10 protein-coding genes and 3 rRNA genes are annotated in these 18810 nt (G+C 66.6%); 7 read left to right on the forward strand and 6 right to left on the reverse strand.

The window, feature by feature from the left end:
• The first annotated feature begins 81 nt into the window (after positions 1-81).
• From IOD14_RS39530 to IOD14_RS39550, 5 genes are read left to right on the forward strand one after another with little or no spacing between them, the layout of a single operon-like run.
• The gene (locus IOD14_RS39530) at positions 82-1395 is read left to right on the forward strand and encodes a glycerophosphoryl diester phosphodiesterase membrane domain-containing protein (protein ID WP_123989695.1); all 1314 of its coding nucleotides are present in this window, start codon (positions 82-84) and stop codon (positions 1393-1395) included.
• A gap of 31 nt (positions 1396-1426) precedes the next feature.
• A complete protein-coding gene (locus IOD14_RS39535; RefSeq protein ID WP_212673496.1) occupies positions 1427-2200 on the forward strand; it encodes a DUF4129 domain-containing protein in 774 nt (257 codons plus the stop codon).
• Positions 2197-3399 (forward strand): DUF4350 domain-containing protein, encoded by a 1203-nt coding sequence (locus tag IOD14_RS39540; RefSeq protein WP_212672813.1) that lies wholly within the window; start codon positions 2197-2199, stop codon positions 3397-3399. The genes IOD14_RS39535 and IOD14_RS39540 overlap by 4 nt, the downstream gene beginning before the upstream one ends.
• The gene (locus IOD14_RS39545; RefSeq protein WP_123992677.1) at positions 3399-4388 is read left to right on the forward strand and encodes a MoxR family ATPase; all 990 of its coding nucleotides are present in this window, start codon (positions 3399-3401) and stop codon (positions 4386-4388) included. The genes IOD14_RS39540 and IOD14_RS39545 overlap by 1 nt, the downstream gene beginning before the upstream one ends.
• A complete protein-coding gene (locus tag IOD14_RS39550; protein ID WP_212672814.1) occupies positions 4388-5698 on the forward strand; it encodes a DUF58 domain-containing protein in 1311 nt (436 codons plus the stop codon). Before IOD14_RS39545 ends, IOD14_RS39550 begins: the two co-directional genes overlap by 1 nt.
• Before the next feature lie 96 nt (positions 5699-5794).
• On the opposite strand, the gene rrf is transcribed toward IOD14_RS39550, so the two are convergent.
• The 4 genes from rrf to IOD14_RS39570 all read right to left on the reverse strand — a co-directional run bounded on the left by rrf (position 5795) and on the right by IOD14_RS39570 (position 12504).
• A 5S ribosomal RNA gene (rrf, locus tag IOD14_RS39555) occupies positions 5795-5911 on the reverse strand.
• 71 nt (positions 5912-5982) lie between these two features.
• Positions 5983-9105: ribosomal RNA gene (locus tag IOD14_RS39560) — 23S ribosomal RNA — on the reverse strand.
• A gap of 307 nt (positions 9106-9412) precedes the next feature.
• Positions 9413-10938 (reverse strand): 16S ribosomal RNA (locus tag IOD14_RS39565).
• The 16S, 23S and 5S rRNA genes sit together here, the layout of an rRNA operon.
• A 558-nt stretch (positions 10939-11496) precedes the next feature.
• Entirely contained in the window at positions 11497-12504 is a 1008-nt protein-coding gene (locus IOD14_RS39570) for a stage II sporulation protein M (protein ID WP_123989698.1), read from the reverse strand.
• A 131-nt stretch (positions 12505-12635) separates the two neighbouring features.
• Between IOD14_RS39570 and IOD14_RS39575 the strand changes: the two genes are divergently transcribed.
• Positions 12636-13697, forward strand: a complete 1062-nt coding sequence (locus IOD14_RS39575; RefSeq protein ID WP_212672815.1) for an RDD family protein — start codon at positions 12636-12638, stop codon at positions 13695-13697.
• Positions 13698-13777: 80 nt separating this feature from the next.
• Here IOD14_RS39575 and IOD14_RS39580 read toward each other — a convergent pair whose 3' ends face one another.
• Together IOD14_RS39580 and ahcY are read right to left on the reverse strand one after the other, a co-directional pair.
• Positions 13778-14407, reverse strand: a complete 630-nt coding sequence (locus IOD14_RS39580; protein ID WP_212672816.1) for a hypothetical protein — start codon at positions 14405-14407, stop codon at positions 13778-13780.
• 162 nt (positions 14408-14569) lie between these two features.
• On the reverse strand, positions 14570-16027 hold the full coding sequence (gene ahcY, locus IOD14_RS39585; RefSeq protein ID WP_123989701.1) for an adenosylhomocysteinase: 1458 nt from the start codon (positions 16025-16027) through the stop codon (positions 14570-14572).
• 456 nt (positions 16028-16483) lie between these two features.
• On the opposite strand from ahcY, the gene IOD14_RS39590 reads away from it, so the two are divergent.
• Positions 16484-18754 carry a fructose-specific PTS transporter subunit EIIC gene (locus IOD14_RS39590; RefSeq protein ID WP_212672817.1) on the forward strand — a complete coding sequence of 757 codons (2271 nt, stop codon included), beginning with the start codon at positions 16484-16486 and terminating at the stop codon, positions 18752-18754.
• Positions 18755-18810 lie beyond the last annotated feature (56 nt).

An 18810-nucleotide genomic window follows, 5' to 3' on the forward strand; every position in this document is an offset into this window, starting at 1 on the left:
GGTCCGTCGCCGACCACCCCATGGCACGATGGCTGCCAACCTGCCGCCGCGACCGCGGACGGGCACCGTGAAGGAGCGACGATGAACGACACTCCGGGCTGGGCCTCGCCCGGATCCGCCCCGTCCGACGGGCAGGAGCCCGGTACGTCCGGTTCCGCCGAGCCCGCCGCCCGGCCCGACACCGCGAACCCCGCGCAGCAGCCCGAGGACAATCCGCAGGACGCAGGCTCGAAGTGGTCCCAGGAGCAGCCGCCACCCGCTCAGTGGTCCGCTCCCACAGGCCCCGCCGCTCCCGGCCAGGCTCCTCCGCCCCCGCCGCCCGGCCCCGGCTGGGGGTCCCAGCCCCCCGCCGGACCGCCCGGAGGCTACGGCCCTCCCCCGGGCTGGGGCGGCGGCTGGGGCGGCCCTCCGCCCGCCGCCAAGCCCGGCGTGATCCCCCTGCGCCCCCTCGGCGTGGGCGAGATCCTCGACGGCGCGGTCTCCACCATGCGCACCTACTGGCGCACGGTCCTCGGCATCTCGCTGACCGTCGCCGTCGTGACCGAGGTCCTCGTCATCCTCCTCCAGGGCCTCGTCCTCAACGACAGCGCGGGGACCGAGGCTCTCAACGACCCGAGTGCCAGCGCCGACGAGCTGACCCGCGCCCTGGGCGAGACCATGCTCGGCAGCACCGTCGTCTTCCTGATCTCCCTGATCGGCACCGTCGCCGCGACCGCGCTGCTGACGACCGTCACCAGCCGGGCCGTGCTCGGCAGGCCGGTCACCACCGGTGAGGCCTGGCGCGACGCCCGCCCGCAGGTCCCCAGGCTGTTCGGCCTGATCTTCCTGCTGCTGCTCATCACCTTCGGCATCCTCGCCGTAGGCGCACTGCCCGGCATCCTGGTCGCCGCCGCGGGCTCGAACGGAGGCGGTATCGCCCTCGTGATCCTGGGCCTCCTCGGCGCCGGTGTCGTCGCGCTGTGGCTGATGATCCGCTTCTCCCTGGCATCGCCCGCGCTGATGCTGGAAAAGCAGAGCATCGTGAAGTCGATGAGCCGCTCCACCAAGCTGGTCCGCGGCTCCTGGTGGCGGGTCCTGGGCATCCAGCTGCTGGCCGGGATCATCGCGAACATCGTCGCGGCGATCGTCGTCATCCCCTTCACCTTCCTCGCCGCGGCACTCAGCGGCGAAGGCGTCGGCGGCTTCGTCAACGGCACCGGCGACCTCGGCTGGACCTTCCTCATCATCAGCGGAATCGGCTCGGTGATCGGCTCCATGATCACCTTCCCGATCACGGCGGGTGTCACCGTGCTCCTGTACATCGACCAGCGCATCCGCCGCGAGGCCCTCGACCTCGAACTGGCCCGCGCGGCCGGCGTCCAGGGCTACGGCACCGGCCCCACTCCCGGGAGCTGATGCGGTGAACCTGCCGGGGGGAGCGGTCACCATGCTGCGCGCCGTCGACAGCCTTGTGCTGTCACCGGCACGGTTTGACGACGAACCACCGCTGACGATCCCGCGCGACCCCGCGCGGGAGGCGGCACGCCGCGAGCTGTCCAAGCGCATGTACCACGAGAACGACCCGAGCTGGTTCCAGCGCGCCCTCAACGCGTTCTGGGACTGGGTCGACAAGCTGTTCAACGCCGCCTCGTCCGCGACACCGGGCGGACCACTCGGCCTGGTCGTCGTCATCGCCGCCGTCGTCCTGGTCGTCGGCGCACTGTGGTGGCGCCTGGGCACTCCGCGCCGCGGACCCGCCTCCGCCGCGGCCCTGTTCGACGACCGCCCCCGCAGCGCAGCCGACCACCGCGCGGCCGCCGAGGCCCACGCCGCCCAGGGCCACTGGAACCAGGCCGTACAGGAGCGCATGCGCGCCATCGTCCGCTCCCTGGAGGAACGCGCCCTCCTGGACATCCGCCCAGGCCGCACCGCGGACGAGGCCGCCGCGGAGGCAGGCCGCGCCCTGCCCTCCCACTCGGACCGGCTGCGCTCCGCGGCCCGGGACTTCGACGACGTCACGTACGGCGGCCGAGCCGCGACCGAGCAGTCGTACCACCGCATCGCCGAAGTCGACCGCGACCTGGAACGCACCAAGCCGGTCCTCGCGAACAGCACGAGCGGCACAAGCAGCACGAGTGGCACCGGCGGGACGGGTGGCATGAACAGCACGAGCAGCAGCCCCAGCGCGGACCACAACGCCCGCCCGGGAGCCGCCGAATGACCACAGAGGCCACGCTCCCGTCCACCTCGGCCTCGCCCACCGCTCGCCAGGTGTGGAGCCGCACGCGAGGGATCGTGATCGCCCTGGTGCTGCTTCTCGTCGCGGCCGTGGCGATCGCGGCGATCCGCTCCAGCGAACAGCACGGCAGCCTCGACCCGCGTTCCGCCGACCCCTACGGGAGCCGCGCCGTCGCCGAACTCCTCGCCGACCGAGGCGTCGACACGCGCGTGGTCACCACCCTGAGCGAGGCACGCGCCGCGGCCGGCCCCGACACCACGCTTCTGATCGCCGTACCCGACCTCCTGACACACCGCCAGCAGAGCCAACTGCACTCCGCGACCGCCGACTCCGACGGCCGCACCGTCCTCGTCGCCCCCAGCAGCTGGTCCGTGGAACGGCTGGCGCCCGGCGTCGTCGCGGACCCCGCCACCAGCCTCGACTCCACGCTCTCCCCCGACTGCGGCCTTCCGGCGGCCCGGCGCGCGGGCCGCGCCGACACCGGCGGCGTCCGCTACACCGTCACCCACCCCGGCAACGACGAGTGCTACCCCAGCGAGCGCCTGCCCACCCTGGTGCGCATCCCGGCGACCTCCGGGGACGGCGACACCGTGGTGCTCGGCGCGCCCGACATCCTCCGCAACGACACCCTCGACGAGCAGGGCAACGCCTCGCTCGCCCTCCAACTCCTCGGCTCCCGCCCCCATCTGGTCTGGTACCTCCCCTCGCTCTCCGATGTGTCCGCCACCGACCCGAACGAGGAAAAGGGCTTCCTCGATCTGCTCCCCTCGGGCTGGCTCTGGGGCACACTTCAGCTCTTCTTCGCGGCAGCACTCGCCGCCCTGTGGAGGGCACGCCGGCTGGGCCCGCTCGTGCCCGAGAAACTCCCCGTGGCGATCCGCGCCTCCGAAACCGTCGAAGGACGCGCCCGCCTCTACCGCAAGGCCAACGCCCGCGACCGCGCGGCCACGGCTCTTCGCTCCACCACCCGCACCCGCCTCGCCCCCCTCGTAGGCGTCCCCGTCGCCCAGGCGCACGCACCCGAAGCCCTGCTGCCCGCCCTGTCCGCCCATCTCCGCTCCGACGGGGACGGGCAGCCCCTGCACTCCCTGCTGTTCGGCCCGCCGCCCGGCGACGACGCAGCCCTCATCTCCCTAGCCGACCAACTCGACGCCCTCGAAAGAGAGGTACGCCGTTCATGATGGACCCGACCACTGACAACGCCGGGACCACCGGGAACCCGGACACCGCCCGGGCCTCCCTGGAGGCCCTGCGCGCCGAGATCGCCAAAGCCGTGGTCGGCCAGGACCCCGCCGTGACCGGTCTCGTCGTCGCCCTCCTCTGCCGCGGACACGTACTACTGGAAGGAGTCCCCGGGGTCGCCAAAACGTTGCTCGTCCGCGCCCTCGCATCCGCACTCGAACTCGACACCAAGCGCGTCCAGTTCACCCCCGACCTCATGCCGAGCGACGTGACGGGCTCCCTGGTCTACGACACCCGCAGCGCCGAGTTCTCCTTCCAGCCCGGCCCGGTCTTCACCAACCTCCTCCTCGCGGACGAGATCAACCGCACCCCGCCCAAGACCCAGTCGTCCCTCCTGGAGGCCATGGAGGAGCGCCAGGTCACCGTCGACGGCACCCCCCGCCTCCTCCCCGACCCGTTCCTGGTCGCCGCGACCCAGAACCCCGTGGAGTACGAGGGCACCTACCCCCTGCCCGAAGCCCAGCTGGACCGCTTCCTCCTCAAACTGACGATCCCGCTCCCCTCCCGCCAGGACGAGATCGACGTCCTCACCCGCCACGCCGAAGGCTTCAACCCCCGCGACCTCAAGGCCGCCGGCGTACGCCCCGTGGCGGGCCCCGCCGACCTCGAAGCCGCCCGCGCCGCAGTAGCCAAGACCACGGTCTCCCCCGAGATCACGGCCTACGTCGTCGACATCTGCCGCGCCACCCGCGAGTCCCCGTCCCTCACCCTGGGCGTCTCCCCCCGCGGCGCCACGGCCCTCCTGGCCACCTCTCGCGCGTGGGCGTGGCTGACAGGCCGCGACTACGTCATCCCCGACGACGTGAAGGCCCTGGCCCTCCCCACTCTCCGCCATCGCGTACAACTGCGCCCGGAGGCCGAGATGGAAGGCGTGACAGCCGACTCCGTCATCAACGCGATCCTCGCCCACGTCCCGGTCCCCCGCTGATGCCCCTCACCGGACGCGCGGCCCTCATCGCCGCCCTGGGCTCCGTCCCCATCGGCATCTGGGAACCGAGCTGGACGGGCATCCTCGCGGTCAACGCCCCCCTTGCGGTGGCCTGCGCCTGCGACTTCGCCCTGGCAGCTCCCGTACGACGGCTCGGCCTGACCCGATCCGGCGACACCTCCGCCCGCCTGGGCGAGACAGCCGACGTCACCCTCACGGTCACCAACCCGTCCGGCCGCCCCCTCCGCGCCCAAGTCCGCGACGCCTGGCCTCCCAGCAGCTGGCAGCCCGGGACGGAGGTAGAGGCCTCCCGTCACCGACTGACGGTCCCCGCCGGCGAACGCCGACGCCTCACCACTCGCCTGCGCCCCACCCGCCGCGGCGACCGCCAGGCCGACCGAGTGACGATTCGCTCCTACGGCCCACTCCGGCTCTTCTCCCGCCAGGGCACCCACAAGGTCCCCTGGACGGTCCGTGTCCTGCCGCCGTTCACCAGCCGTAAGCATCTCCCCTCGAAGCTCGCCCGCCTGCGTGAACTGGACGGCCGCACCAGCCTCCTCACCCGCGGCGAGGGCACGGAGTTCGACAGCCTGCGCGAGTACGTCCCCGGCGACGACACCCGTTCCATCGACTGGCGAGCCACGGCCCGTCAGACCTCTGTCGCCGTGCGCACCTGGCGCCCCGAACGCGACCGCCACATCCTCGTGGTCCTCGACACGGGCCGCACATCGGCCGGACGCGTGGGTGACGCACCTCGCCTCGACGCCTCCATGGACGCGGCCCTGCTCCTGGCCGCCCTGGCCTCCCGCGCCGGCGACCGCGTGGACCTCCTCGCATACGACCGGGGAGTTCGCGCCCTGGTCCAAGGCCGAACAGCAAGCGATTTGCTCCCCGCCCTGGTCAACGCGATGGCCCCGCTCGAGCCCGAACTGGTCGAGACGAACGCCCGTGGTCTCACGGCCACAGCGCTGCGTACAGCCCCTCGCCGCTCCCTGATCGTGCTGCTCACCAGTCTCGACGCGGCGCCCATCGAAGAGGGCCTGCTGCCCGTGCTTCCTCAGCTCACCCAACGGCATACGGTCCTGCTGGCCTCAGTGGCGGACCCTCATATCGCCCGTATGGCAACGGCCCGCGGCAACGTCGACGCGATCTATGAAGCCGCGGCTGCCGCCCAGGCCCAGACGGAACGTGATCGCACGGCAGAGCAGCTTCGCCGCCACGGAGTGACTGTTGTCGACGCGACTCCGGACGACCTGGCGCCGGCACTGGCCGACGCATATCTGGCGTTGAAAGCAGCTGGGCGTCTGTAAACAAAAGAAGGGGGCGCACAGCGCCCCCTTGCGTCAAACGGACTTGAAACGCAGAAAACCCCCGTGCTGAATGGCACGGGGGTTTTCCCAAAAATTGTTCGGCGGTGTCCTACTCTCCCACAGGGTCCCCCCTGCAGTACCATCGGCGCTGAAAGGCTTAGCTTCCGGGTTCGGAATGTAACCGGGCGTTTCCCTCACGCTATGACCACCGAAACACTATGAAGTTAGACCGGAAACACAACACGGTCGTTGCCTCAGAACTAACACAGTGGACGCGAGCAAATATGGACAAGCCCTCGGCCTATTAGTACCGGTCACCTCCACCCATTACTGGGCTTCCAGATCCGGCCTATCAACCCAGTCGTCTACTGGGAGCCTTAACCCCTCAAAGGGGGTGGGAATACTCATCTCGAAGCAGGCTTCCCGCTTAGATGCTTTCAGCGGTTATCCCTCCCGAACGTAGCCAACCAGCCATGCCCTTGGCAGAACAACTGGCACACCAGAGGTTCGTCCGTCCCGGTCCTCTCGTACTAGGGACAGCCCTTCTCAATATTCCTACGCGCGCAGCGGATAGGGACCGAACTGTCTCACGACGTTCTAAACCCAGCTCGCGTACCGCTTTAATGGGCGAACAGCCCAACCCTTGGGACCGACTCCAGCCCCAGGATGCGACGAGCCGACATCGAGGTGCCAAACCATCCCGTCGATATGGACTCTTGGGGAAGATCAGCCTGTTATCCCCGGGGTACCTTTTATCCGTTGAGCGACGGCGCTTCCACAAGCCACCGCCGGATCACTAGTCCCGACTTTCGTCCCTGCTCGACCCGTCGGTCTCACAGTCAAGCTCCCTTGTGCACTTACACTCAACACCTGATTACCAACCAGGCTGAGGGAACCTTTGGGCGCCTCCGTTACTCTTTAGGAGGCAACCGCCCCAGTTAAACTACCCATCAGACACTGTCCCTGATCCGGATCACGGACCCAGGTTAGACATCCAGCACGACCAGACTGGTATTTCAACGACGACTCCACCTGAACTGGCGTCCAAGCTTCACAGTCTCCCAGCTATCCTACACAAGCCGAACCGAACACCAATATCAAACTGTAGTAAAGGTCCCGGGGTCTTTCCGTCCTGCTGCGCGAAACGAGCATCTTTACTCGTAGTGCAATTTCACCGGGCCTATGGTTGAGACAGTCGAGAAGTCGTTACGCCATTCGTGCAGGTCGGAACTTACCCGACAAGGAATTTCGCTACCTTAGGATGGTTATAGTTACCACCGCCGTTTACTGGCGCTTAAGTTCTCAGCTTCGCCACACCGAAATGTGACTAACCGGTCCCCTTAACGTTCCAGCACCGGGCAGGCGTCAGTCCGTATACATCGCCTTACGGCTTCGCACGGACCTGTGTTTTTAGTAAACAGTCGCTTCTCGCTGGTCTCTGCGGCCACCCCCAGCTCATGAAGTAAATTCAATCACCGGTGATGGCCCCCCTTCTCCCGAAGTTACGGGGGCATTTTGCCGAGTTCCTTAACCATAGTTCACCCGAACGCCTCGGTATTCTCTACCTGACCACCTGAGTCGGTTTAGGGTACGGGCCGCCATGAAACTCGCTAGAGGCTTTTCTCGACAGCATAGGATCATCCACTTCACCACAATCGGCTCGGCATCAGGTCTCAGCCACAAGTGCGACGGATTTGCCTATCGCACGGCCTACACCCTTACCCCGGGACAACCACCGCCCGGGCTGGACTACCTTCCTGCGTCACCCCATCACTCACCTACTGCAAGTCTGGTTCGTCGGCTCCACCACTCCCCTTTGCCCGAAGGCTCCGGGGCGGCTTCACGGACTTAGCATCGCCTGGTTCGATGTTTGACGCTTCACAGCGGGTACCGGAATATCAACCGGTTATCCATCGACTACGCCTGTCGGCCTCGCCTTAGGTCCCGACTTACCCTGGGCAGATCAGCTTGACCCAGGAACCCTTAGTCAATCGGCGCACACGTTTCCCACGTGTGTATCGCTACTCATGCCTGCATTCTCACTCGTGAACCGTCCACCACTAGCTTCCGCTGCAGCTTCACCCGGCACACGACGCTCCCCTACCCATCACAGCCGCCGTTGGGCGTATTGCTGCAATGACACGACTTCGGCGGTACGCTTGAGCCCCGCTACATTGTCGGCGCGGAATCACTAGACCAGTGAGCTATTACGCACTCTTTCAAGGGTGGCTGCTTCTAAGCCAACCTCCTGGTTGTCTCTGCGACTCCACATCCTTTCCCACTTAGCGTACGCTTAGGGGCCTTAGTCGATGCTCTGGGCTGTTTCCCTCTCGACCATGGAGCTTATCCCCCACAGTCTCACTGCCGCGCTCTCACTTACCGGCATTCGGAGTTTGGCTAAGGTCAGTAACCCGGTAGGGCCCATCGCCTATCCAGTGCTCTACCTCCGGCAAGAAACACACGACGCTGCACCTAAATGCATTTCGGGGAGAACCAGCTATCACGGAGTTTGATTGGCCTTTCACCCCTAACCACAGGTCATCCCCCAGGTTTTCAACCCTGGTGGGTTCGGTCCTCCACGAAGTCTTACCTCCGCTTCAACCTGCCCATGGCTAGATCACTCCGCTTCGGGTCTTGAGCGTGCTACTCAAACGCCCTATTAGGACTCGCTTTCGCTACGGCTACCCCACCCGGGTTAACCTCGCAACACACCGCAAACTCGCAGGCTCATTCTTCAAAAGGCACGCAGTCACGAGAATGAAAGCAAGCTTTCATTCCGACGCTCCCACGGCTTGTAGGCACACGGTTTCAGGTACTATTTCACTCCGCTCCCGCGGTACTTTTCACCATTCCCTCACGGTACTATCCGCTATCGGTCACCAGGGAATATTTAGGCTTAGCGGGTGGTCCCGCCAGATTCACACGGGATTTCTCGGGCCCCGTGCTACTTGGGTGTCTCTCAAACGAGCCGCTGATGTTTCGACTACGGGGGTCTTACCCTCTACGCCGGACCTTTCGCATGTCCTTCGCCTACATCAACGGTTTCTGACTCGTCTCACAGCCGGCAGACTGTGAAAGAGAGATCCCACAACCCCGCATGCGCAACCCCTGCCGGGTCTCACACGCATACGGTTTGGCCTCATCCGGTTTCGCTCGCCACTACTCCCGGAATCACGGTTGTTTTCTCTTCCTGCGGGTACTGAGATGTTTCACTTCCCCGCGTTCCCTCCACATACCCTATGTGTTCAGGTATGGGTGACAGCCCATGACGACTGCCGGGTTTCCCCATTCGGAAACCCCCGGATCAAAGCCTGGTTGACGACTCCCCGGGGACTATCGTGGCCTCCCACGTCCTTCATCGGTTCCTGGTGCCAAGGCATCCACCGTGCGCCCTTAAAAACTTGGCCACAGATGCTCGCGTCCACTGTGCAGTTCTCAAACAACGACCAGCCACCCATCACCCCGGAGCAACACTCCGAGTTCACTGGGGCCGGCATCGAGGGGGTTCATTCCCTCAGACACCCAACAGCGTGCCCGACCAGATCCCGTCCGGAGATCATGCTTTCCACGCTCTTGCGAGCAGTACTTGCAGCCTCCGACCCGTGAAACCGGCCGAATAATCAACGTTCCACCCATGAGCAACCACCGCAGAACGTTTGCCTGCGTAATGGCCCTGGACCACCAAGCACGCTTGGCGGCCTAGATGCTCCTTAGAAAGGAGGTGATCCAGCCGCACCTTCCGGTACGGCTACCTTGTTACGACTTCGTCCCAATCGCCAGTCCCACCTTCGACAGCTCCCTCCCACAAGGGGTTGGGCCACCGGCTTCGGGTGTTACCGACTTTCGTGACGTGACGGGCGGTGTGTACAAGGCCCGGGAACGTATTCACCGCAGCAATGCTGATCTGCGATTACTAGCAACTCCGACTTCATGGGGTCGAGTTGCAGACCCCAATCCGAACTGAGACAGGCTTTTTGAGATTCGCTCCACCTCACGGTATCGCAGCTCATTGTACCTGCCATTGTAGCACGTGTGCAGCCCAAGACATAAGGGGCATGATGACTTGACGTCGTCCCCACCTTCCTCCGAGTTGACCCCGGCGGTCTCCTGTGAGTCCCCATCACCCCGAAGGGCATGCTGGCAACACAGAACAAGGGTTGCGCTCGTTGCGGGACTTAACCCAACATCTCACGACACGAGCTGACGACAGCCATGCACCACCTGTACACCGACCACAAGGGGGGCACTATCTCTAATGCTTTCCGGTGTATGTCAAGCCTTGGTAAGGTTCTTCGCGTTGCGTCGAATTAAGCCACATGCTCCGCTGCTTGTGCGGGCCCCCGTCAATTCCTTTGAGTTTTAGCCTTGCGGCCGTACTCCCCAGGCGGGGAACTTAATGCGTTAGCTGCGGCACCGACGACGTGGAATGTCGCCAACACCTAGTTCCCACCGTTTACGGCGTGGACTACCAGGGTATCTAATCCTGTTCGCTCCCCACGCTTTCGCTCCTCAGCGTCAGTAATGGCCCAGAGATCCGCCTTCGCCACCGGTGTTCCTCCTGATATCTGCGCATTTCACCGCTACACCAGGAATTCCGATCTCCCCTACCACACTCTAGCTAGCCCGTATCGAATGCAGACCCGGGGTTAAGCCCCGGGCTTTCACACCCGACGTGACAAGCCGCCTACGAGCTCTTTACGCCCAATAATTCCGGACAACGCTTGCGCCCTACGTATTACCGCGGCTGCTGGCACGTAGTTAGCCGGCGCTTCTTCTGCAGGTACCGTCACTTTCGCTTCTTCCCTGCTGAAAGAGGTTTACAACCCGAAGGCCGTCATCCCTCACGCGGCGTCGCTGCATCAGGCTTTCGCCCATTGTGCAATATTCCCCACTGCTGCCTCCCGTAGGAGTCTGGGCCGTGTCTCAGTCCCAGTGTGGCCGGTCGCCCTCTCAGGCCGGCTACCCGTCGTCGCCTTGGTGAGCCATTACCTCACCAACAAGCTGATAGGCCGCGGGCTCATCCTTCACCGCCGGAGCTTTCAACCACCACAGATGCCTGCGGTAGTGGTATCCGGTATTAGACCCCGTTTCCAGGGCTTGTCCCAGAGTGAAGGGCAGATTGCCCACGTGTTACTCACCCGTTCGCCACTAATCCCCACCGAAGTGGTTCATCGTTCGACTTGCATGTGTTAAGCACGCCGCCAGCGTTCGTCCTGAGCCAGGATCAAACTCTCCGTGAATGTTTACCCGTAATCGGGTGCACACACACGAGAGCGGAACAACCACCGGAATAAGGCGGTCGTTCACAGCGTCCTCGCTGTGTTTTCTTCAAAGGAACCTCGCCCTCTCGAAACCGAGAGAGACGGGGTATCAACATATCTGGCGTTGATTTTTGGCACGCTGTTGAGTTCTCAAGGAACGGACGCTTCCTTTGTACTCACCCTCTCGGGCTTTCCTCCGGGCTTTTCCCTTCGGTCTTGCACTTCCGACTCTATCAGACCGTTTCCGGTTCCGATTTCCTCGGTGCTTTCCAGGTTCCCGCTCTCGCGTTTCCCTTTCCGGCGCTCCCAACATTATCAGAAGTTTCAGACCGGACTGACCGGCCATCTGTTTCCGATTCATCGGGATGGGGGCTTCTTTGAAATCAGGATTTCTAGAAGCAGACAGACACTCACTACTGCCGAGCGGGATGAACCCGGCTCCAGGCAACTGTTCGAATCTACCTCCCCGCATGGGCCGTGTCAACGGCTCCTGCGGGGCGAAGGAGACAGTAGCAGTTCAGCGCGGCCCCTCGCACATCAGGCGGCGGTCGGGACCGTGGCGCTGCGTTCGGCCGCCTCGACGTCACCCGTGTCACCGGCGCGGGCAGCTCGTCCGCCCAGGACAAAGACGTAGGCGAGGAAGGCCAGTTCGGCGAGGATCCCGATGGCTATGCGGGCCCAGGTGGGCAGGCCGGAGGGGGTGACGAAGCCTTCGATGGCGCCGGAGACGAACAGGACAAGGGCGAGGCCTATTGCCATGCCGACGGCGGCTCGGCCCTCCTCCGCAAGTGCGGTGCGTCGCGTGCGGGGGCCCGGATCGATCAGCGTCCAGCCGAGACGCAGGCCGGTGCCCGCTGCGACGAAGACCGCGGTGAGTTCGAGGAGGCCGTGCGGGAGGACGAGACCGAGGAAGGTGTCGAGACGGCCGACCGAGGACATCAGACCGGCACCGATGCCGAGGTTGAGCATGTTCTGGAACAGGATCCAGAGGACCGGAAGTCCCAGGAAGATTCCCAGGACCAGGCAGGTGGCAGCGGCCTGTGCGTTGTTCGTCCAGACCTGGGCTGCGAAGGACGCCGCGGGATGGCTGGAGTAGTACGTCTCGTACTGGCCGCCGGGGCGAGTGAGCTCGCGCAGTTCGCTGGGGGCCGCGATCGAGGACTGCACTTCGGGGTGGGTACCGATCCACCAGCCCAGGAGGGCCGCGACGGCGGTGGACAGGAGCGCGGTGGGCACCCACCAGTGGCGCGATCGATAGACGGCGGCGGGAAAGCCGTACGCGAGGAAGCGGGTGACATCACGCCAAGAGGCGCGGCGCGTTCCCGTGACGGCGCTGCGGGCGCGTGCCACGAGTTGGCTGAGCCGGCCGGTGAGCTGCGGATCCGGGGCGCTGGACTGGATCAGGGACAGATGGGTGGCGGTGCGCTGGTAGAGGGCGACGAGTTCGTCCGTCTCGGCGCCGTTGAGGCGGCGCTGGCGCCTGAGCAGGGCGTCTAGGCGGTCCCACTCGGCTCGGTGGGCGGTGACGAAGACGTCGAGGTCCATCGGTTTGCCTGCTCCTCGGCTGATCGTCGGCGGTCCGTCGTGGATGTCAGCTTGTCGTACTGGGGTGCGATGCGCCCTCAGCTTGGCAGACTGGCTGTTCACGAGGCAGGTCAGGGGAAGGACGGCAGGCGTTGAGTGAGCTGGTGACGGGCGAGGCGGTGGCGCTTGAGTTGCGCCCTGCGAGGCTGCCCAGCAGGGCGTTGGCCGTACTGATCGATCTGATCGTGGCCGTGGTCGTGTACATCGCCGTGACCATCGCGTTGGTGGCCGCTTCCGCTTCTTTGGACGACGCGGCTCAGATGGCGCTGTCGATCGCCGCGTTCCTGCTCGTGCTGGTGGGCGGCCCGATCGCGGTCGAGACGCTCAGCCACGGGCGGTCGTTGGGGAAGCTCGCCGTGGGGCTTCGCGTGGTGCGCGACGACGGCGGGCCGATCCGGTTCCGGCATGCGCTGGTGCGGGGTGCGATCGGCGTGGTCGAGATTCTGATGACCTTCGGGGTCGTCGCCTGTATCGCCTCGCTCGTCTCGGCGCGTGGGCGTCGGCTCGGTGACGTGTTCGCGGGGACGCTGGTCGTGCGGGAGCGGATTCCCGTGGCGCCCAGCGGATTCGTGCCGCCGCCTCCGCCCTGGCTGGCCGGACGCTTCTCCGAGCTCGATCTGTCGGCGGTCCCCGACGGCCTCTGGCTCGCCGTCCGCCAGTACCTGACGCGGATGCACCAACTCGATCCGCAGGTCGGCTGGGCCATGGCGGAGCGGCTGGCGTCGGATCTTGCGGCACGTACGGGGGCTCCGGCGCCCCGGGACGTGCCGCCGGGTGCGTATCTGGCGGCGGTGGTGCAGGAGCGCCAGGCCCGCGAGTCCCGGCGGGCCTTCGGCAGCGGTACGACGCAGACCGGGGCGTTCCCTGCGGTGGGACACGGTCCTGCGGTGGGACCTGGTCCGGCGGTCGGGGCGCAGGGCGGTTACCCGTATCCGGGGGTGCAGTCCGCTGCCCCGTCCTCGCCTCAGCCGCCTGTCGCGTCACCTTTCGTGCCGCCTGTCTCGTACGGCGTCGAGGCGGCCGCGGTCGGAGAGCGTCCTGGGCGCCCCGGGGTTCCGGTCGATGGAACATCGCCCGCGGAGTCCTCCAACGGGCCTCGACCCGCCGTCTCGTCGGAGGACAGGCCCGCGTCCGGGTTCGTTCCTCCGGCTTGATCCCGCAAATGCCCGGGACGCCGCGGGGCCCGGGACGCCGCAGGTGGCAGGTGTCGGCTCGGGCGTCTGCTGACGCCGATTCAGTCCCGCGGTGTCTCAGGGAACGTCGACGGCGGTGATTCGAGGTCCTCCAGCTCGATTCCGGGGGCTGCGAGGACCACGTCCCCGGCGAGGTGCACGGTGTGCTGCTCGCCGGTGTCCAGGGCTGTGACCTGGTATTCCTCCACGGTCAGAGGGCCGTTGTCAGTGGCGTGTGCTTCTCTTTTCAGCAAGGTCCAGGACTGGTCCACGGTGCGCGGGGCGAGGACGGGGTCCGTGAAGGCCACGAGACGGACGCGGGTTGCTGATGCGGAGGGGGTGAGGCGCAGGAGACGGGTGGTGGCGACGAGGAACGCCGGGGATGTGCCGGTGAAGGCGTGGGCGGGGACATTGCCTTCCGTGGCGTGGGTTCCGGTGGGGTCGGTGCGGACCCAGGTGACGCCGTCGAGCGCGGCACCGCGCACCTGCCAGCTCGCCGCGTGCAGTTCTAGGCGGATGGGGCGGCCGAGTTCGTCGAGGGTGAGGTCGACCGAGCCGCTGTGATCACCCGCGGGGGTGGTGACTTGAGAGACGTAGCGCCAGCCGGACGGGCCGGGGGCGCACTGGAAGTGTTCTTCCGCAAGGGGGGTGTGATCGTGCGGATCGTGGAGCGAATATCGGCCGCGGGGCATGGGGGTCCTGGGTTCTGACGGGTGCGGCTGTGGGGCCTGTCCGGCCTGACGGTCGCCCGGTGAGGGAGCCGGCCGAAGCGGGGTCACAAGGCCAAAGGGGCAGGCCCCCGGCACGGGGGTGCGGGGGCCTGCCTCGGAGGAACTGCTGCTGTGCCGTACGGCTCAGTAGCGGTAGTGGTCCGGCTTGTACGGGCCGTCGACCTCGACGCCGATGTACGACGCCTGCTCCGGGCGCAGCTGGGTCAGCTTCACGCCCAGGGCGTCCAGGTGGAGGCGGGCGACCTTCTCGTCGAGGTGCTTGGGCAGCACGTAGACGTCGGTCGGGTACTCGGACTGCTTGGTGTACAGCTCGATCTGGGCCAGGGTCTGGTCCGCGAAGGAGTTGGACATCACGAACGACGGGTGGCCGGTGGCGTTGCCCAGGTTCAGCAGGCGGCCCTCGGACAGGACGATGATCACCTTGCCGTCGGGGAACGTCCAGGTGTGGACCTGCGGCTTGACCTCGTCCTTGACGATGCCGGGGATCTGGGCGAGGCCGGCCATGTCGATCTCGTTGTCGAAGTGACCGATGTTGCCGACGATCGCCTGGTGCTTCATCTTGGCCATGTCCGCGGCCATGATGATGTCCTTGTTGCCGGTCGTGGTGACGAAGATGTCGGCCTTGTCGATGACCTCGTCCAGCGTCGTGACCTGGTAGCCGTCCATCGCCGCCTGCAGGGCGCAGATCGGGTCGATCTCGGTGACGATGACGCGGGCGCCCTGGCCGCGCAGGGACTCCGCGCAGCCCTTGCCCACGTCACCGTAGCCGCAGACGACCGCGGTCTTGCCGCCGATGAGGACGTCGGTGGCGCGGTTGATGCCGTCGATCAGGGAGTGGCGGCAGCCGTACTTGTTGTCGAACTTCGACTTGGTGACGGCGTCGTTCACGTTGATCGCCGGGAACAGGAGGGTGCCGTCGCGGTGCATCTCGTACAGGCGGTGGACGCCGGTCGTGGTCTCCTCGGTCACGCCGCGGATCTCCGAGGCGAGCTGGGTCCACTTCTGGGAGCCGTCGCTGATGGTGCGGTTCAGGAGCTCCAGGATGACCCGGTGCTCCTCGTTCTCGGCGGTGTCGACCGAGGGGACCTTGCCGTCCTTCTCGTACTCGACGCCCTTGTGGACCAGGAGGGTGGCGTCACCGCCGTCGTCCAGGATCATGTTGGGGCCGCCGGTGGGGGTGTTCGGCCAGGTCAGAGCCTGCTCCGTGCACCACCAGTACTCCTCCAGGGTCTCGCCCTTCCAGGCGAAGACCGGGACACCCTGGGGGTTGTCCACGGTGCCGTTCGGGCCGACGGCGATGGCGGCGGCCGCGTGGTCCTGGGTGGAGAAGATGTTGCAGGACGCCCAGCGGACCTCGGCGCCCAGGGCGACGAGGGTCTCGATGAGGACGGCGGTCTGCACGGTCATGTGCAGGGAGCCGGTGACGCGGGCGCCGGCAAGCGGCTGCGCTTCGGCGTACTCCTTGCGGATCGCCATCAGGCCGGGCATCTCGTGCTCGGCGAGGGTGATCTCCTTGCGGCCGAACTCGGCCAGGGAGAGGTCGGCGACCTTGAAGTCCTGTCGGTTCTCGACAGTCGTCATTGCGAGCTGCTCCTCGGGGTTGGGGCGAGGTGGGTACGGCTGGTCTGCGCGGCGGCGGACACAGGGGTGCCCGAAGAGGACACAGGCATGCCCGGTGCGCGCAGCGCAGTCCGTCGGAGGCCCTCTCTCCCTCGGTCGGTCCGCGGTGGGACCGCCCGACCGCCATCAGCAGCGACGTCTGGCTCCGTCCCAAGCTACACCGGTCGGCCGGGCCACCCCAGTCCGTCTCCGAATACATCAAGCCGATCACAGGGTGATGTCGGGAACAACGCCGGGGTGCGACCGGGTTCCGGGGCGGGCGCGGATCGGGTGGCAACGGACCAGGTCACCGAGGGGCTTTTGTCCTTGGGTGGCCTGGGCAGGTGCGGGAGGATGCACAGCGATCGGCGCAGCTGATCGATCTTGCGGGGCGCTCGGGACGGCGTTCCCGCGTGACAAAGGCGTGAGGAGATCGACGTGACCAGTCCAGCCGGGCCTCCCCCCACGGGCGGCGACAGCGACGGGCAGCGGTTGAAGCTGCTCGCGGTGACCGCGTGCCCGACCGGCATCGCTCACACGTACATGGCCGCGGAGAAGCTCGCGCAGGCCGCCGCGAGCCGTGGCATCGACATGAAGGTGGAGACGCAGGGATCGATCGGGGCTGAAAATGTCCTCGATGACAACGATGTCAGCACCGCGGACGGCATCATCGTCGCCGCTGACAAGGACGTGGACCTGAGCCGTTTCGTGGGCAAGCGGGTTCTGACCGTGGGCGTGGCGGAGGGAATCCACCATCCTGAGCGGTTGATCGAGCGGGTGCGGTCGGCGCCCGTGCACAGGGCCGGCACCCCCCGGGACGTTTCTGCGTCGGGCGGCGGCAAGGAGCGGAGTGTCGGGTACAAGGCGCTGATGAACGGGGTCAGTTACATGATCCCGTTCGTGGTGGTCGGCGGGCTGCTGATCGCGATCTCGCTCTCGCTCGGCGGGCACACGGACCCGTCCGGCGGCCTGGTCATCCCGAAGGACTCCTTCTGGATGGACATCAACAACATCGGCGTGATCGGCTTCACGCTGATGGTGCCGATCCTTTCCGGGTACATCGCCTACGCCATCGGGGACCGGCCTGCCTTGGTCCCCGGCATGATCGGCGGGTGGATCGCGAACACGGGGTCGTTGTACGACTCGAAGGCGGGCGCCGGGTTCATCGGGGCGATCGTGACCGGGTTCCTCGCCGGGTATCTGGTGCTGTGGATCAAGAAGGTCAAGGTTCCGAAGTTCGCGCAGCCGATCATGCCGATCATCGTGATCCCGATCGTGGCGACGACGGCGCTCGGGCTGTTCTTCATCTACGTCATCGGGAAGCCGATCTCCTGGGTGTTCGAGCACCTGACCGACTGGCTCAGCGGGATGACCGGCACCAGTGCGATCCTGCTGGGCACGATTCTGGGGCTCATGATCGCGTTCGACATGGGCGGGCCGGTCAACAAGACGGCGTTCCTGTTCGGTGCGGGGCTGATCGCGACCGGCAACCAGACGGTCATGGGCATGTGCGCGGCCGCGATCCCGGTCATGCCACTGGGACAGGGGCTGGCCACGCTGATACGGAAGCGGCTCTACACCGAGCAGGAGCGGGAGACCGGGCTCGCCTCGCTGTTCATGGGCTGCTTCGGTATCTCCGAGGGTGCGATCCCCTTCGCGGCGGCGCGGCCCGCGCAGGTCATCCCGGCCAACATGCTCGGTGGCGCGGTCGCCGGTGCCATCGCCGGCGTCGCCGGGGTCGAGGACGCGGTGCCGCACGGCGGGCCGATCGTCGCGGTGCTGGGTGCGGTGAGCGGGGTGCCGATGTTCTTCGTGGCCGTGCTGATCGGCGCGGCGGTCACCGCGCTGACGACGGTCACGTTGGTCGACATCAGCGAACGGCGGCGCACGAGTGCGGCGCCGGTGGCCGGGCCGGATGCGGCCGGGCCGCTGGAGCCCGAGCTGGTCGGGGTGGGCGTCGGTGCGACGGCCGGTGGAGCCGCCGCTGCAGTGGTGGCGCAGCGGGTCGTGGCCTCGTCGAGTACGGCCGCCGCGGAGGCGGCACCGGCCAGGACTCCCGCGGCTACGGATCCTGCTGCACGTACCGAGCGCGCACCTCATGCCGAACCCGCAACTCGTGTCGGACACGGAGCCGCTGCGGCGGCCGACGGTGGGACGGAAGCCCGCGGCACCCCTTCTGCCGAAGCCGAAGGCGAAGCCGACACCAAGGCCACTGCCGAATCCGACGCCGACGCCGACGCCCGACCGGAACGCGAGGTCCTCTCCGGCTACCTCACCGAACAGACCGTGAAGGTCGCTCTCGACGCCCGGGACAAGGAAGCCGCGATCCGGGAGATGGCGGCGCTGCTCGCCCGGACCGGCAAGGTGGCGGACCTGGACGAGCTGGTCGCCACCGCACTGCGGCGGGAGGAGCAGGGCACCACCGGGCTCGGGGAGGAGATCGCGATCCCGCACGCCAAGACGGATGCCGTGACCGCGCCCGTCGTCGGGTTCGCGCGGTCCGCCGAGGGCGTCGAGTGGGGCTCGCTGGACGGTACGAAGGCCGGGCTGGTGTTCATGATCGCCGTACCGGAGGCGGCCGCGGGCGACGAACATCTGCGGATCCTGGCGCTGTTGTCGCGGAAGCTGATGGATCCCGAGTTCCGGGCGCGGCTCGTCGCGGCGCCGGACGAGAGGGCCGTCCTTGAGGTGCTGAGCGAGATCAGGTGACGGGAGGGCCCGCGTCCCGGTGGGGACGCGGGCCCGTACAGCCGTCGCGGTCCGGT

The sequence above is a fragment of the Streptomyces sp. A2-16 genome (genome assembly GCF_018128905.1).
Taxonomy (GTDB): domain Bacteria; phylum Actinomycetota; class Actinomycetes; order Streptomycetales; family Streptomycetaceae; genus Streptomyces.